Genomic DNA, 15,620 nt, shown 5'->3' on the forward strand with positions numbered 1-15,620 from the left:
CGTCTTTAGGCGCAGTTTGGCAACAGGGGGTTATACCCCAAGTGCAAACCACCCGTTGGACGGGTGGTTTTGATTGTCTAGTACGCATCGCAACAAATGTTGAAGAGCGTCGAATATATCTTATTTTAGAGAAACATAGTGAAATAAGCAGAATGTTATATAATGACAATGATACATAATTGTCGGATAATAGAAACAATCACTATAAAATAGAATCTCATTAAATCGGGAGGCTAACAAGATGCGGTTTTACTTTGATATCCCTACTAATGAAATTAGTTTGTCGGATGAAATACTGCTGGATGAAATCGAAAAAGCTCGCGAACAGCTGCAAGAAGCACTTGAAGCCGGCAAAACTTTCACTGACGCCGATGTTATTGAGCTTAGTCAGCGGCTCGATGAGTATTTGGTGGAAATTCAAAAGAAAAGACTGCTAAAAAAGGCAATCTTGGAGATTGAAATAGCTGGTTGAGCTAGTGAGCAGGGCGATGACTATCCGGTATAGCGGAGGATATTTACATGGGTTCCGTTATGGAGTACGAGAAATTCGGGGGAACTAATTCAATGTTACCGGAATGTGAGTATGACACAGCAGGAATTTGCAAAAGAAGCAGGTGTAGACTATGAAAGTGTTATCGCAATTGAAGAGGGAGAAATGCCACTAGAACATGCAGTGTTGAAGTCACTGATTACCTATTGCGTATCCCAGGGGCGGAAATAGTGGCATCCCTATCGACAGAAGAGGTTAGCTAGTCCAGAATAGAAATGGCTAAGCTAGGAATCGATGAAGATAGCTCAGAGAGCATTTACAAGGCATACTCCACCTTGCTTATTTGTTCATCATATTTTCGTCTTGAAGATTATAATGAGGCGGAAAGGTATTTGAATTCTATAGCCAGTTTCCATTTTCCTTTGTACAAGAACATGTCGACTTTCTTACTACTAAACTCCATGAAAAAAGAGGAGACATAGAATTGGCAATTTGCCAATTGCAAAAATGTTTTACAGTGTCTTCTTATAAAAATAGGCATTGTGAATTCACTTCTAGAATTGTATCTATCAAAAAATGATAGGTCTTCAGCTAGGCAACTACTCCAACAAGAACATATATACCTCAATGTGAACTACTTAAATCCGATTTCAATATCAGGACACGCATACTATTACAAAATTAAAGAAATATGGCTTCATAGATGGGGAAAGAACAGTGAAGCCGTTGATTGTTATATTCAAAGTGTAAGCATGTTTGTTGAATTGACTGAAAACGATATAGAGCTATTACGGAAGCTGAACGGACACGGTTGAGTATGATGAGCGCGGGTAAAACGGGGTGCAACTTAACAGATGCCTCTGTTGTACAGCTCAGTCAAGAGCTTGATATATTGTTGAAATACAGAAAAAGGGGATATTGAAAAGCTCCCTATTAAGAAATTGATGAAATATGGGCGCGACTGTTTATCTATCGCAACAAAATGTGGTACCCACGATTCAAACAGCAAGTTTAATGGAGGAAAGATGCATGAGGGCTGTAAAGTCTACTAAACAGAATTTGGGGGTGTTAATTCGCCGATATCGGCATGAATTGAATATGACCCAGCAAGATCTTGTGAAAATATCTGGTGTACATCGAAAAATGATTTCGATTCTAGAATATGGTGGTACTCCAAGAGATTATGCTTCGTTGGACTCAATCTTCACGGCTTTGAATATTCCTGCTCATGAGGTAGTGACGGCACTAGCCACTACGAAAATTCATTCGGACATATGGCTTGGTCTGCTGCAACAGCTCGTCTCTGCAGAAGGTGATATTTCGCTTGCAAGAGATGTAATGGTGCATGTATTGGCCTGTAAAGACGAGAGCACTGAAGCACGGCTAGGCAAGCTAATGAGCGTTGTACAACAAGGATCGGGCAGTATTGAGCATCGGCTTGCGTTAATGGATTATGCAATTGCACATGCTCAAATGCGAGGCATGGATACTTATGTTGCCAAAGGAAAGTATTATCGCTATCTCGTGGAGCGGGATAACTTCAGCAAAATGGCGGAAACTTATCTTTCGGGAAAAAAGGTGTTGCCCTATGCTGAATTTTTGTCGTGTGATGAACGCATTATTCTCTATTACAAGTTAGGTGTACATGCATATACCTTGCATTTTTATAAGGAAAGTATTGAGTTTAGCAAATTGCTGCTGGACAGTGACGGGAAAGACAGTACCTATAAAGCATATTCCATTCTGCTTATTAGTTCATCTTACTTTAAGAAATCCAACTATGAATTGGCAGAGCAGTATTTAGCACGTATTAGCTTGACCCGATTCCCATTCCTGAAGGATCATGTCGCTTTTATGAAGGCCAAGCTGTATGAGAAAAGAGGAGATGTGGAGTCGGCCATCTTCCAATTGCAGCTCTGCTTGAAATCGTCAGTTTATAAATTGAACATCGTAAACTCACTGCTTCATATCTATCTTCAAAAACGAGATATGGATGCCGCCCAACAGTTGCTACTGCGTGAACCCGACTATTTGGAAGAAGACTTCACAAATCCGATAAAAATCAATGAGCTTGCAAACTATTATATCAATAAAGGGAAGTTGCTGAGCGGAATGAATAGACAGAAAGAAGCTATCGATTTTTTCAAGAAGGGGATAACCATGTTCACTAGATTAACAGATACGGACGAGGCCTTGTTAAGACAAATGGAGCAGACGCGATTGAATATGATTAGCGCGGTAGAGGCTGGCCGGAATTTGACTGATGCTTCTGTCGTTCGACTTAGCCAGGAGCTGGATGGCTACATTGTCGAAATACAGAAGAAGAGCATTTTGAAAAGATTATCGCTGCCGAACTGACATAAAGTTATAGCGCTTACTGTTTATCTATCGAATCAAAATGCGGGTCTCACGATCCAAACAGCAAGTCTAATAGAGGAAAACTGCATGAAGGCTGTAAAGTCTACTAAGCAAAATTTAGAGATGTTTGATTCGCCTATATCGGAATGAATTGAATATGAGACAGCCATCGCGCATTTGCAACAGTGACGAAATCTCCCTTTATAAAATGAACATCGTGAGTTCCTCCTGCAAATTTATATTCAAAAGCGAGATTTGGAATCCGCCGAAGCAAAAAAAAGATGACCCCGATTAATTCAGAGGTCATCTGCTTGTTATTTAACTCAGGCTGCTTGTCATAAACTATCCACTATCTGTGTTACAGTTAAAAGGTGGAATTTAGTGGCTGTTTATTACAATAAAAATGCGGCTTCGAACTTTTTTATATTTAGGATTTATTCAAAGCATAGGCTCCGATCAGGAACGCAACAACTATAAATATAACTACCAGGTAAATAAAATAAACCGGATTAGTAATAACCCGTTTTAATTTATCAAGCAAACGAATTCCTCCTGTAAGTTGCATAAATCACCATAAATTACTTAAGTAGTAAATTCAGATGTTGCAGAATTATTTCCGACATTAAGGATTAGATATTGAGTTGCGTTTCCTGTAACAGGAGCACTGTATGTCTAAGACATATTAGCACTTGCACTTTGGTAATCAGTTACTTAAGAGTTTTTAGAGTGATTTGGGTAAATGACCGAATCCCCATACTGGATGGGGAATTTGAAAATAGTTTACTATATAAAAAATGAAACGTTTGAAATAGGCCTTTGCATAAGTCTTTAGATCACGACTTATCAAAGGCCTATTTTTATTTAGGACTGAATCTTCTGTCCTCGTTCTGGCTTTGCATGGAACGTCCCTAAGCAGTCGCCCATCCTCACCTTAGCCCCGAGCGCTAATCCCTCCAAAGGCTGGAACGTATTCGTCTCCGTAAGCAGGACAACGGTTGAACCAAATTCGAAATAGGCGAGGTCTTGCCCTTGTTCGTATGAAGCTTTAACTCGATCGTCGGCATAGCGGATGCTGCTCACGTTGAGCGCTCCGACTTTGACAACGGCCACCTCACCCAACTGGTGTCGTATGTATGTGATCAGTCTTTCGTTTCGGCTGAGCACCCGCGGCATATGATGCAGACCGAAGTCGTTCACCGGATAGACGCGTCCGGGTACATGTTCGCTTTCTACTGTGACACCCGTAACAGGAGCGTGAATCCGATGATAATCGGAAGGGCTCAAATAGAGTACAAAGCAGTAGCCATGATTGTATTTTTGTCGATGCGGAGAGTGATGCAGCAGTTCATCGAGCGTATAGTCCTGCCCCTTTACATTAAAGATGCTGCCTTCCTGAATTGGACCCATGCCAGTGATGACGGCATCAACTGGACTTGCCAATTGATCTGCCTCAGCAGACATTGGACGCATTCCCGGCTTCAGCTTACGTGTGAAAAATTCATTCAGGGTTCCGTATTGCTCTATTGGCTTCTCAGCTTCTTCCACACGGATATTGTACGTTTTGGCGAAGGTGGGGATAAATCGGCGGCTTAAGCCGGAATTGGCGAAGCGCCCTGCAATGCGCGATACCCACTTGCGGGAGGATAATTCAGTTAACAAGCGTAAAATTCTTTTTTTCATCTTCAATTAATCACCTGGTTTATAAGACGCTTCATTAATGGCGTCCTGTATTTTCAGCACCTCAAGAAACGAAATCAAACCATGTTTCCTGTGGACTATCTTGACACAGAACGCCATCATTTTCAATATGATAGTCCATTACGAAGGTAATAACGAGCGATTACCCCTTAATTTGATGCAATAAAGCCGCGCCGTAAGCAATCGGATTTGCATATGTTGCTTTCCAGCAATCAAGTAAATGTGCCTCACGAAAGCCGTAACGTTGATCTTTTCCGTTGCATTCGATAAATAAAGGCAAACCCTCGGGAGATAAGCCGATATCAAGCCCGAGGTCAGCCAATTGAGGAAGCGATTTAGACAAACGGGAAGCAATACGCAGAGAAAAGCGGCATATGCGATCCCGAAGGACATCTATTGCAAGATGAGGAAATGAAGATGCAGCTAACTGTTCAAATCTATAGGTGGTCCCTCCTCGTGCAGCATTCGTAACGAACGTATAGGGAGGTGCGACCTTACCGATGATCCCTGTAATCTGCCACTGCTTAGACCCATCTCTCTGTACGGATACGCGCAGATCGAAGGGTCTGCCCTTGTAACGAGCAAGCGGCAGCAATTGCTGAACCAAATAGACTTTTTTCAACATATCGCGCTTTACAGCAGCAGGCAGCTCACCTGCCGGCAAATCTACGGTTCTCCAGCGTGCTCGTCCTGCTGATGTCCGCAGCATGTAAGTCGTTCTCCATCCCTTGCTCGTTCTTTCCGTTTTGGTGAGCCCAAGGCCTACGCTGCTGTTGTCAGGCTTCAAGATGAGCGCTCCATAGCGTGTCATGAAGTCAGAGATGGCAGACGAGGTAGCCACCAACGTCTTAGGCAAATGAGTAACGAGCAGAGGATCTGTCCGCAGCAGGTTGTAAATGCTTATTTTTCTATAGCGATTGACCTCATTGAACAAGATAATATTTGCTTGAACCAAGGAACGGACTCGTGCATGTAAGAACGAGCGCTTATAAATAGCACGGTTATGAATGACCGATGGCACTGGCATGCGGCAGCGAACATAGCCGGAGGGGCCCTTTACATAGGCGTCTACTTCCATTTGGCGAAGATGAACATCCTCAATTCGGAAGAAGCAAGGAACGAGTCCGTACTGTCGTGCTGCCTCTTCATATAAATGAGTGGATTCGAATTTCAATTTGCCACTGATAAATTCACGCAGCAATCGTGCACTGAACAATATTCCGATTCGATTGTCGGACATAGCCTTACCTCCTTAAGGAAACATGCGATAAGCAGCCAGCCGGCGGCGGGTATTGCATCGTATGCATGTCCTTTAGCTGTGGCTTGGACGAGTATAGAAGAAACTTCAATAATTGGATTCGAAGCCTGCTTCATACAGATTAAGAGGAATGAATGGATGCTGGGATGGCTAACAAGGATACACCCTTGTCGATGAATAGAGATTCACGCTTAGGCGAGTGTCGGGGAGCCGGTTAGGTGCATATGATGGGGTAGGTGTAGGTAGAAGCCCATCGGAAAGGAGAGTGCGCAGATTGAAAAAGAAGAAAGGAAGCTCGTCCCAAAAAGGAAAAAGGACTTCGTATTATGTAGATAATCCGAATAAATCGGAGCTGAAGATGCTGGATCGTTTATCGAAATCGAAAAGTGCAGTACAGTCAAATAAAGCGGCGATTACTTCATTTGCGGCGGCGCAGCAATTCAGTCAAAATCAGGTCAAAGAAGCACAAATTCAGGAAGCATGGATTGCACCTGATGATTCTGTACAAGGAAAACGAACTGCTGTAGAAGGAGGGGACTCGAGCAAGGTTATCTCCTTTGACGTTCAGGCAAGCAGAAGCGCCGCAACATCAACGCTTGCTTCATCCATCGGGCAAAGCAAGCAGGACATACAGGCGACGCGCATTACTGATACTGTAGGAACTGTTGATCCCAATCATACAGGTTCAGATGATTCGATAACGAAGCAATCTGTTAACAGGCTTTCAAAATCAAGCGGCCATTCCGATAAGAAAAAATCTAAGAAATCTTCCAAGCCAATCAGGGGAACCGTTGCTAATGAAGAAGTAGATGCTGTCTCGACCGCGTCTAGCTCACAGGACAACTCCGTTTTACCTGAAGAAACCGTTAGCGATGGAACAGTTCGAACAGAAGATGCTGAAGCGTCGCAGGCAGAGAAGGAAAGACAACTGTTCGAGAAGAGAAGCATTTTCCGGCCAAAAGCGATTATATATACCGATGATATTGTGGATGAGGCAGTTACCAATGAAAAGCTGGCCACATACTCGATAAGTGGAACTAAGATCAAACGCGAGAGCATAGACTCAGAAGCGTTGAAGGATTTTGCCGTTACCTCAATCAAGATTGCTGATGAAGCAATTACAGGCGGGAAAATTGCACCTGAGGCGATAATAGGGGAGCATATTGCCCGCAATGCGATATCAGGGAGCAAAATCAGGGATCGTTCAATTACAGGAGGCAAAATTAAAGACGGCAGTATTACATCCGAGAAGCTTGCCGATAAGACGATTGATTCCAATAAATTAGCAGAGGGCTCAATTCAAACGAAGCATTTAAGTGAACTGATCATTTCGAATGAATTGCTTCAGGATCAATCCATAACTGCGGAGAAGATTCGCAGCGGCGCTATTCAGACGGAAAGCTTAGCCAATGAAGTTGTAGACACCTCTAAATTGCGTGATGATGCCGTAACGGCCTCCAAGCTGCGTGATCATTCCATTACGAGCGGGAAAATAGCCCCCTCAAGTATTACAAGCGATCATCTAGCCAACGAAATCATACTCGGTCGTGTCATTGCCGAGCGTGCAGTAGAAAGTCGGCATGTTGGCTCCGGCCAAATTGACGGTTCGCATCTTGCAACGGAGTCGATAAGCAGCCAGCATCTTCAATCTCAATCCATTCATGCAATACATCTTGCAGCAGATGCTGTTCAATCTGACCATTTGCAGCAGAAGGCGGTTCATCAGAAGCATGTGCGTGAGGGCGAAATCCATAGCTGGCATTTGCACGAACAAGCGGTCACGACGGATAAACTATCCGATCAATCTGTTGCAACTGTGAAATTGATTGATCAAGCTGTCACCTCCTCCAAAATCGCGGATCAAAGCATCACCTCGCAAAAAATTGCCGACGACATGATTCAAACCCGTCATATTGCCAAGTATGCAGTGGGCTACCAACAGATTGCGCCAATGGCAGTTGGAACGTCTCATATTCAGGAAGAGTCAATTAGCGGGGAGCATATTGAACAGGACAGCATTGCGAATCGGCATTTGCAGGATGGAGCTGTTAATAAGCAGAACATTGCACACGGGGCGGTACAAGGAAGACATATTGATGCGAATGCTGTATCTTCGGTACACCTTGCCAATGAAGCTGTGACCACGAGCAAATTGGCTGTTCATAGTGTCACCACTTTGCAGCTTGCTGATGATGCTGTAACCCGGCATAAGCTTGCGGATCAGAGTGTCACCTCAGAGGCACTAGCCGACAATAGTATTCAATCTCGCCATATTAGTTCAGGCGCTGTAGGGACTCAGGAAATAGAGTTGTATTCGATTAAGGGTGAACACATTACTTCAGGAGCAATTGGCTCCGAACATATCCGTTCCGAGTCGATAGACTCGGCGATGCTGAAGCAAGAGACAGTGACGAGTGAAAAGCTCGCTACACATGCAGTGCGCGACAGGCACATAAGCTCATCCTCGATCTATTCTCATCACTTGTCTGACCATGTAATCACATCGCTGAAGCTATCACCAGAGAGTGTATCAAGCGAAAAGCTTGCCGATATGGCGGTTACCTCAAGCAAACTGGCGAATATGAGCGTTACCTCTGACAAATTAGCCAACGGCAGTGTTGCTTCCGTTCATTTAGCAGCAGAGGCCGTGCAACCGAGTCATCTAGCGGAAGGAGCCGTGCATCCGAATCATCTAGCGGAAGAGGCAGTGTATCCGCATCATCTGTCAGAGGGAGCCGTGCACCCGCATCATCTAGCAGAGGGAGTCGTGCAGCCGTATCATCTGGCAGAGGGAGTCGTGCAGCCGTATCATCTGGCAGAGGAAGCCGTGCACCCGCATCATCTGGCCGAAGGAGCCGTGCAACAGCATCATCTAGCAGAGGGAGCCGTGCATCCGCAACATCTGGCTGAAGGAGCCGTGCATCCGCAACATCTGGCTGAAGGAGCCGTGCATCCGCAACATCTGGCCGAAGGAACCGTGCATCCGCATCATCTAGCAGAGGGAGCCGTGCACCCGCATCATCTAGCAGAGGGAGCCGTGCATCCGCAACATCTGGCCGAAGGAGCGTTGCAACAGCATCATCTGGCTGAAGGAGCTGTGCATCCGCATCATCTGTCAGAGGGAGCCGTGCACCCGCATCATCTAGCAGAGGGATCCGTGCAACAGCATCATCTAGCAGAAGGATCCGTGCAACAGCATCATCTAGCAGAGGGAGCCGTGCATCCGAATCATCTGTCAGAGGGAGCCGTGCATCCGAATCATTTGGCCGAAGGATCCGTGCATCCGCAACATCTGGCTGAAGGAGCCGTGCACCCGCATCATCTAGCAGAGGGAGCCGTGCATCCGAGTCATTTGGCCGAAGGATCCGTGCATCCGCATCATCTGTCAGAGGGAGCCGTGCACCCGAATCATCTGTCAGAGGGATCCGTGCATCCGTATCATCTAGCAGTAGAATCGGTTCAACAGCACCATATTGCTCCGCATGCAGTCAGTGGATCGCATATTCAAGCACAGTCGATTGAGCGTGATCATCTGGCGTCGGGAGTAATAAGTGTCGAGCATTTGGATGAGGAACTGTTTCTTATGTTATCCGAAACGTGGGATTCCAAAATATCTGAGCAACCGTTAATTGGCTCAGCGGATATCACTCCTGGCGTAATCACAACAGAACATTGTGCATTTACACCAATTCGAGCCTCATCGACTCATACTGCCGCTCTGCAGCAATTTGGCACGGTGCCATTTTCATTCCGAGATCTTGATGAGATGATCGAATTGCGTATTTCATTTGATGAACCCTATCAAAATGAGAATTATGTACTGGTAGCGATGACGAATCATTCTGCATGTTACGCCGTAATGAAATCCCAATCCACTGATCACGCCATTATCGAAATTATGCGAACACGCATTAGCCCACATCCGAATGGATTGGTGTCTTGGATAGCAATTGGGTAGGAGTAACGGAGTGTGATACTCCCATATTCCCAGCTTACCGGAACCGTCAGCTCCATCTGCGGCAGCTGGCGGTTGCGTTCTATCCTTGCCAACCAACATCTACTCACATGACAAATTGTTCCCACATATAATGGACTTTCCGCACATGTCACAATTGAACACGAACGATGAGTAAAATCTATGACGTGAGAGCTCATTTCTATATGTTCCACTCAGGGAGGGTGTATGTAATGAAGGGCATCATTTTGGCTGGAGGCACGGGGACACGCCTCTATCCATTGACGAAGCTGATCAATAAGCACTTAATACCCGTTGGGAAGCATCCTATGGTCAGTTATGCGATTGAGCGTCTTCGCTCAGCGGGTATCACGGATATTTTCATGGTCATCGGCAAAACGTCAGCTGCGCTATATACCGAATATTACGGAAGCGGACAATCCATGGGGGTCAATATTACGTATGCAGTTCAAGAAGAGGCAGGAGGCATTGCACAGGCGCTGTCGCTAGCAGAGCCCTATCTTCCGCCAGATGAAAAATTCGTTGTCTTGTTAGGAGACAATTTATTTTTGGATAATTTAACGCCTTATGTAGACGAATATCGCAATCAGGATCTTGGGGAAGCGCGTATTTTGCTTAAGAAGGTCAAGGATCCGCATCGATATGGCGTACCGATTTTCGATAAGGAGCGCCAGGATCGCATTGTAAGAATCGTTGAGAAGCCGAAAGTCCCTGCTTCCTCTTATTGTGTAACCGGCATTTACATGTATGACACTCATGTATTTGAGCACATTCGGTCGATCGCCCCTTCTACCAGAGGAGAACTGGAAATTACAGACGTGAACAACTGTTACGCCCAAGCTGGCAAGCTGCATTACAATTTGCTGGAGAAATGGTGGATCGATGCGGGGACATTTGATTCCTTGTCTGAGGCATCGCAGCAGCTATGGGAGGTGCAGTTATGACGCATGTGCTGGTAACAGGCGGCATGGGATTTATCGGGAGCAATTTTATCCTCTACATGCTGTCCCAATATAGCAACTTACGCATTACGAATCTGGACGTTCTGACGTATGCAGGCAATCCTGATAACTTGGAAGAGGTGTCGTCTTCTGAGCGCTATCGGTTCGTTAAGGCAGACATTACAAATCACGTGCAACTGGAGCGTATTTTCGCTGAAACGGCTTACGATGCGGTTGTGCATTTTGCGGCAGAATCCCATGTTGACCGAAGTATAGCTGATCCAGAGGCGTTTGTTCGAACGAATGTATGGGGGACGTTTCAACTGCTGGAGGCTGCCAAACGGCACAGAGTCTCGAAGTTTATCCATGTCTCCACAGATGAAGTGTATGGATCGCTTGAGGATACCGGGTGTTTCACGGAAGAGTCGCCACTTGCACCTAATAGCCCCTACTCCGCATCCAAGGCCGGCTCCGATTTGCTTGCCCGCGCGTATGGGCAGACGTATGGACTGCCTGTTGTTATTACACGCTGCTCGAACAACTATGGACCGCGGCAATTTCCGGAGAAGCTGATTCCGACTATCATTTTGCGGGCATTGCATGACGAGCCGATTCCTATCTATGGAGACGGATCAAATGTACGGGATTGGCTGCATGTGACAGATCATTGCACTGCGATTGATTTTGCTTTGCGAGTGGGCAAAGTCGGTGAGGTATACAACATAGGTGGTCATAATGAACGGACGAATCTGGATGTCGTGAGGATGATCCTTCAAGTGCTTAATAAGCCGGAATCTCTTATTACGTTTACTTCGGATCGTCCAGGACATGACAAGAGGTATGCTATTGACCCTAGTAAAAGTGAGCGAGAATTAGGCTGGCGTCCCCAAATTGAGCTTGAACAGGGGATGCGCCAGACGGTTGCATGGTATGTATCGAATCAAGCATGGTGTGAGCGAGTGCGCTCTAATGCGTATTTAGAAAGCCGCTAGTTTTTGGTTCAAGCAAGCAGCGGCTGCCTTCAACGAACAAGAGTGACAATTGGTAAAACGATAGAAAGAGGGGCCGAATAGATATGTTCAAAAAACGCCGACCGTTGCCGCGAACATCTCGGCAGACAAAGGCTCAAGGCCAGCGAATAGCTCGCCATTTACTAGGAAAGCGCAAGGGTGAAAGGCTGACTGAACGTTATGAATACGGCTATTCGCTCGGATATATAGAAGGTCTTCAAGCTGGACAGGAGAAGTATGGTGAGCAGTTTGAGGGTACGAGTATAATCATACCTACTTACAATCAGGTGGATGTTCTTGAACAGTGTGTAGACAGCATACGCGCCTATACGGAAGTGCCTTATGAGATTATCGTCGTTGACAATGCGTCTACGGATGGTACATCTGCTTTTTTGAATAAGAAATCCGGACAATTTCGGTTTTATATTCATGAGAAAGTTAGAGGATTTGCTGGTGCTGTGAATACAGGATTGATGATGTCAAAAGGCACGTCGATATGTATTTTGAACCCAGACACGTTCGTTACATCCAATTGGCTGACGAAAATGCTGGCATGTCTGAATAGTGATCTTGAGATTGGAATGGTTGGCCCAGTGACGTACGTTCTGGATGAGAAGCAGCAGCTTGCGGATACCGATGAACAGATGGAAAATTTGCATCACTATCATTCAGAATCCACTAGCCCTGTTTTGGATCCTAGTAAATGGAACAGTGCTGATCATTTGGAAAGCGGTTGTTTATTGTTCCGTCGTAGCTTATTTGAAGAGACTGGCTATTTTGACGAGGGCTATGGTCATGTATATTATGAGGTCGAGGATTACAATGTCCGAATCAGGCTTAGTGGTCGGAAGCTAGTCGTCGCTCAGGATACATGCATATATCAGGTTGTCAGTAAAGGGACAACTGCATCTGGGGATCAATCTCAATCCACAAATGATAATTATGCAAGTCTGTTCCAGAAAAAGTGGCGGAACCCTTATAATTGGATGCATCGTGTTCGTGAACGTTATGGCAAACAAAACGGTGAACGCTGCCAGACATTCTATCCGACTCATGTGGCTGTGGCGGGATTGTCAGAGACTGTCTATTGGATTGAACAGGGTACCAAGCATCCGGTTGAAGGGAACCTAACCATCCCGATCGTAAGCGTAAGTCAGGTTGATCTGAGGGGATGGCCGACAGGATCAACGGTAGACGCGGAAAGCGTGACGAAGAAATGGAAGGAATCACATACAGAAGATGGGGGAATCGCGGAGGGCAGTGTGTTTACTACAGAATCCGGAAGGTATTATCAACGACAAGGGGATCTATACAGGGAATTCATGAGTGAGCATGCTTTAACGCGCTGGGAATTGACTGAGAAAGTAGTGGAGCGTACCGAGATCGACAAGGAAGCCCTTGAGGAAGGGCTCCCCATTATGGCAGCTCCAGAAATTCATTTGCATCTGTTATAAATGAGTCCGTTAAGCAGCAGTTGAATGGCGGCAGAAAGGGGGAGAACACGATTGGATAAAATGAAGCGGATACGGAAAATCCGACAAACGGATAGACAATTGTCGGGACTGAAGCAACGTATTCGACACCGAAAATCTAAGCTGACAAAGAAGACGCATTCGAACATTTATAAGGGAGCTGAAGCAACTGCGTATCGAGATGGCTTCGAAGCCGGGTTTGCCAAGGGGTTCGAAGATGGCCATCACCTGATATATTCCAATCAAGTATAGGATCAAAGACAGTCTGACGCTTGCGAAGCAAGAGGAGGGCTGTTTTTTGTGTTTTATGACATAAAGTCTTCGGTGATGGCATCCCCTTTTGAATTGCGAATTTCGCTGTTTTCAACATCTCCCTAATTGTAACGATCTCTTATTTTGGCCGCACCTCAAGCTGAATGACATCCAACGTAGAACCTCCTTGCAAAGGCATGGAAAGCCACATGCGTGCAATATGAACTCCTAGGGCGCGGGGAATAATTGATTCCCACATGATGCCGCGCTGCTGCTGCTCCCACTGGGAAAAGGCGCGCTGCGCCCGTTGGAGTAAGTGCTTATTGATCCTGCTAGGCATGTAGTCGGCATGGAGCTGAGCGGGCTTCATTCGAACAAAAACAAGCTCGTCAGATATATAAATTTGTGTATCTTGCGGCTGGAATAGCTGTTCGCCATGCAGGTCGTTCCAAATTTTCCATTGTTCTGTAAGCTTGTATTTTTGGGACTCGCCAAGCTCTGCGTATGACATTCTGTCCATCCTCCTGTATTTGTATTGAAGCGCTACACATATGCATTGAATCTGTCTGTACCGACGGCAATGGGAAAGCCATTCGATCGTATTGCGTATCCTACCTTTTGGCACAAAGATTGTAAATAGATGCCAATCCATGATTTTGAAATGAATTGTCAAGCAAAGCGTTTACATACGGGTATTTATTTAAATTTCTTTGTTTTTCTCATGAAATCATCGCCGTACAAGCAAAGTGGAGAAATTGCGAGGTAATAAGGCTGTAATGAGAGATAAGATGGGATTAGTTCATCACAATTGCTTGGAAATGGAGAAATTATGGTTTTCATTTCATTTACAGCAGGAGGGGGAAAGGCGTAAGATTCAGTTCAGCAACAACAACGATATCCGTTGCGTCTCAATCGCTGAATTGCGCAGAAAGCGGAAGCGGGGGAACCAATAAAGCGAATGCAGAGCTGAGTAATAGTCAGCAGCCAACGTTCGCATGGGGTGAATCCGGTACAGGAATCGATTCCTGGCTGGTAGGGCGACTCTTCGCGCCCGAATCCGTCAGCTAACCTCGTAAGCGTACGGGAGAGGCGCGCCTGATCAGATGGCGACGTACCTCTTTCTTGCAAGCAGGGCTTCGGACAGATGAACAGGAGGAAATGGATATGTACGATGCGGACCGGGTCATTGCAGTGTTCGCAGGCTGTGAGATGGGAATTGACTTTATACGCCAATTGAAAGGAGCAGGATATTCGATAGCGGGTATCGCCCATAATGGACGGTTGGCGAAGCGATTGGAAGGTATTGGAGTTACTCCGGTATGTCGAATCAATACGACGGAGCCGAAGGCGTGGGCTGTGCCTCATGTTCCAATTGGCCGAATCTATGTATTTGAACAAAGCTTTGCACTATCCTGCCGGCTGCTTCAAATATGCCGACAATGGACGACGGAGCCGATCACAATCGTAACGAAGCGTCATCATCCGCAGTCGATTTACCGATTGCTTGGTGCGAATTACGTCATTTATACGCAATCGGATCAAGTATCATTTTTACTATCTGATATCATCTAATTTATCCATATAGGCAATGCTCACCGCTGAATCCCATTCATGGGAACGGGGGAACCAACGTTCGTGCGCCAACTGTACATTTACAGTTCGCGCAAGGGGTGAATCCGGCACAGGAATCCGTTCCTGGCTGGTAGGGCGACTCTTCGCGCCCGAATCCGTCAGCTAACCTCGTAAGCGTCCAAGGAGGCAGCCTTTATTTCGTCGTGGAACAATTACGCGTACGTTTATTTGACAATGCGTGAGTGAAGCCACACGGAAAGGGTCCCTCTTTCCGTGTGGCTTTTTGTGTTGCCTGCGCGTTCTTATTGAGCCAATAAGGCTTGATAAGAACGGGATCGCGGCAGCATTGCCTGTAAGATGAGAACCTTATTCAGGAGGAGGAAGGGACAATGTTTGATGCAGTCATGATGATTCTTATCGCGCTGCTTGGACTGAGCGTATTGGGAATTCTCCATTGGTGCAAGGCGGAAGTGGAAGAACGAGGTGATCGCTCATGATGATCGTCTTATTCACCTTGATTACGGCTTTGTTCATTTACTTGTTATATGCCTTAGTCAAGCCGGAACGATTTTAGTTTAGGCAGAATCATTGTT

13 protein-coding genes and 2 riboswitches are annotated in these 15,620 nt (G+C 45.8%); of the genes, 10 read left to right on the top strand and 3 right to left on the bottom strand.

Features of this window, described 5'->3' with window-relative positions; translation table 11 throughout:
- Positions 1-241: 241 nt before the first annotated feature.
- The 3 genes from NO352_RS02295 to NO352_RS02300 all read left to right on the top strand — a co-directional run bounded on the left by NO352_RS02295 (position 242) and on the right by NO352_RS02300 (position 2,848).
- On the top strand, positions 242-472 hold the full coding sequence (locus NO352_RS02295) for an aspartyl-phosphate phosphatase Spo0E family protein (RefSeq protein WP_005550971.1): 231 nt from the start codon (positions 242-244) through the stop codon (positions 470-472).
- Positions 473-1,301: 829 nt separating this feature from the next.
- Positions 1,302-1,412: an aspartyl-phosphate phosphatase Spo0E family protein gene (locus tag NO352_RS24995; protein ID WP_157267298.1), complete on the top strand. Its 111-nt coding sequence runs from the start codon at positions 1,302-1,304 to the stop codon at positions 1,410-1,412.
- A gap of 107 nt (positions 1,413-1,519) precedes the next feature.
- Positions 1,520-2,848, top strand: coding sequence for a Spo0E family sporulation regulatory protein-aspartic acid phosphatase (locus tag NO352_RS02300; protein ID WP_268620035.1), 1,329 nt, complete (start codon positions 1,520-1,522; stop codon positions 2,846-2,848).
- An 861-nt stretch (positions 2,849-3,709) separates the two neighbouring features.
- Here NO352_RS02300 and asd read toward each other — a convergent pair.
- Positions 3,710-4,528 carry an archaetidylserine decarboxylase gene (asd, locus tag NO352_RS02305; RefSeq protein ID WP_163978725.1) on the bottom strand — a complete coding sequence of 273 codons (819 nt, stop codon included), beginning with the start codon at positions 4,526-4,528 and terminating at the stop codon, positions 3,710-3,712.
- Between the two features lie 160 nt (positions 4,529-4,688).
- Positions 4,689-5,786: a YheC/YheD family endospore coat-associated protein gene (locus tag NO352_RS02310; RefSeq protein ID WP_289354843.1), complete on the bottom strand. Its 1,098-nt coding sequence runs from the start codon at positions 5,784-5,786 to the stop codon at positions 4,689-4,691.
- A gap of 292 nt (positions 5,787-6,078) precedes the next feature.
- Here NO352_RS02310 and NO352_RS02315 point away from each other — a divergent pair, with 292 nt between their 5' ends.
- The 5 genes from NO352_RS02315 (at position 6,079) to NO352_RS02335 (ending at position 13,455) form a co-directional block, all read left to right on the top strand.
- Positions 6,079-9,762: a WIAG-tail domain gene (locus tag NO352_RS02315; RefSeq protein ID WP_289354844.1), complete on the top strand. Its 3,684-nt coding sequence runs from the start codon at positions 6,079-6,081 to the stop codon at positions 9,760-9,762.
- A 230-nt stretch (positions 9,763-9,992) separates the two neighbouring features.
- Complete coding sequence (locus NO352_RS02320) at positions 9,993-10,724, top strand: sugar phosphate nucleotidyltransferase (RefSeq protein ID WP_005547145.1); 732 nt, start codon at positions 9,993-9,995, stop codon at positions 10,722-10,724.
- The gene (rfbB, locus tag NO352_RS02325) at positions 10,721-11,713 is read left to right on the top strand and encodes a dTDP-glucose 4,6-dehydratase (protein WP_289354845.1); all 993 of its coding nucleotides are present in this window, start codon (positions 10,721-10,723) and stop codon (positions 11,711-11,713) included. The genes NO352_RS02320 and rfbB overlap by 4 nt, the downstream gene beginning before the upstream one ends.
- A gap of 83 nt (positions 11,714-11,796) precedes the next feature.
- Positions 11,797-13,185 carry a glycosyltransferase family 2 protein gene (locus NO352_RS02330; RefSeq protein ID WP_289354846.1) on the top strand — a complete coding sequence of 463 codons (1,389 nt, stop codon included), beginning with the start codon at positions 11,797-11,799 and terminating at the stop codon, positions 13,183-13,185.
- A gap of 51 nt (positions 13,186-13,236) precedes the next feature.
- Positions 13,237-13,455 (top strand): hypothetical protein, encoded by a 219-nt coding sequence (locus NO352_RS02335; protein WP_005547150.1) that lies wholly within the window; start codon positions 13,237-13,239, stop codon positions 13,453-13,455.
- 139 nt (positions 13,456-13,594) lie between these two features.
- Here NO352_RS02335 and NO352_RS02340 read toward each other — a convergent pair whose 3' ends face one another.
- Positions 13,595-13,966, bottom strand: coding sequence for a hypothetical protein (locus NO352_RS02340; protein WP_005547152.1), 372 nt, complete (start codon positions 13,964-13,966; stop codon positions 13,595-13,597).
- 392 nt (positions 13,967-14,358) lie between these two features.
- Positions 14,359-14,549: riboswitch (cyclic di-AMP (ydaO/yuaA leader) on the top strand.
- A gap of 70 nt (positions 14,550-14,619) precedes the next feature.
- Here NO352_RS02340 and NO352_RS02345 point away from each other — a divergent pair.
- A complete protein-coding gene (locus NO352_RS02345) occupies positions 14,620-15,027 on the top strand; it encodes a hypothetical protein (RefSeq protein WP_005547154.1) in 408 nt (135 codons plus the stop codon).
- Positions 15,028-15,041: 14 nt separating this feature from the next.
- Positions 15,042-15,219: riboswitch (cyclic di-AMP (ydaO/yuaA leader) on the top strand.
- Positions 15,220-15,523: 304 nt separating this feature from the next.
- Entirely contained in the window at positions 15,524-15,601 is a 78-nt protein-coding gene (gene kdpF / locus NO352_RS25000) for a K(+)-transporting ATPase subunit F (protein WP_227775128.1), read from the top strand.
- The last annotated feature ends 19 nt before the right edge of the window (positions 15,602-15,620 follow it).

The sequence above is a fragment of the Paenibacillus sp. S-12 genome (assembly GCF_030363895.1).
Lineage (GTDB): Bacteria > Bacillota > Bacilli > Paenibacillales > Paenibacillaceae > Paenibacillus_B > Paenibacillus_B alvei.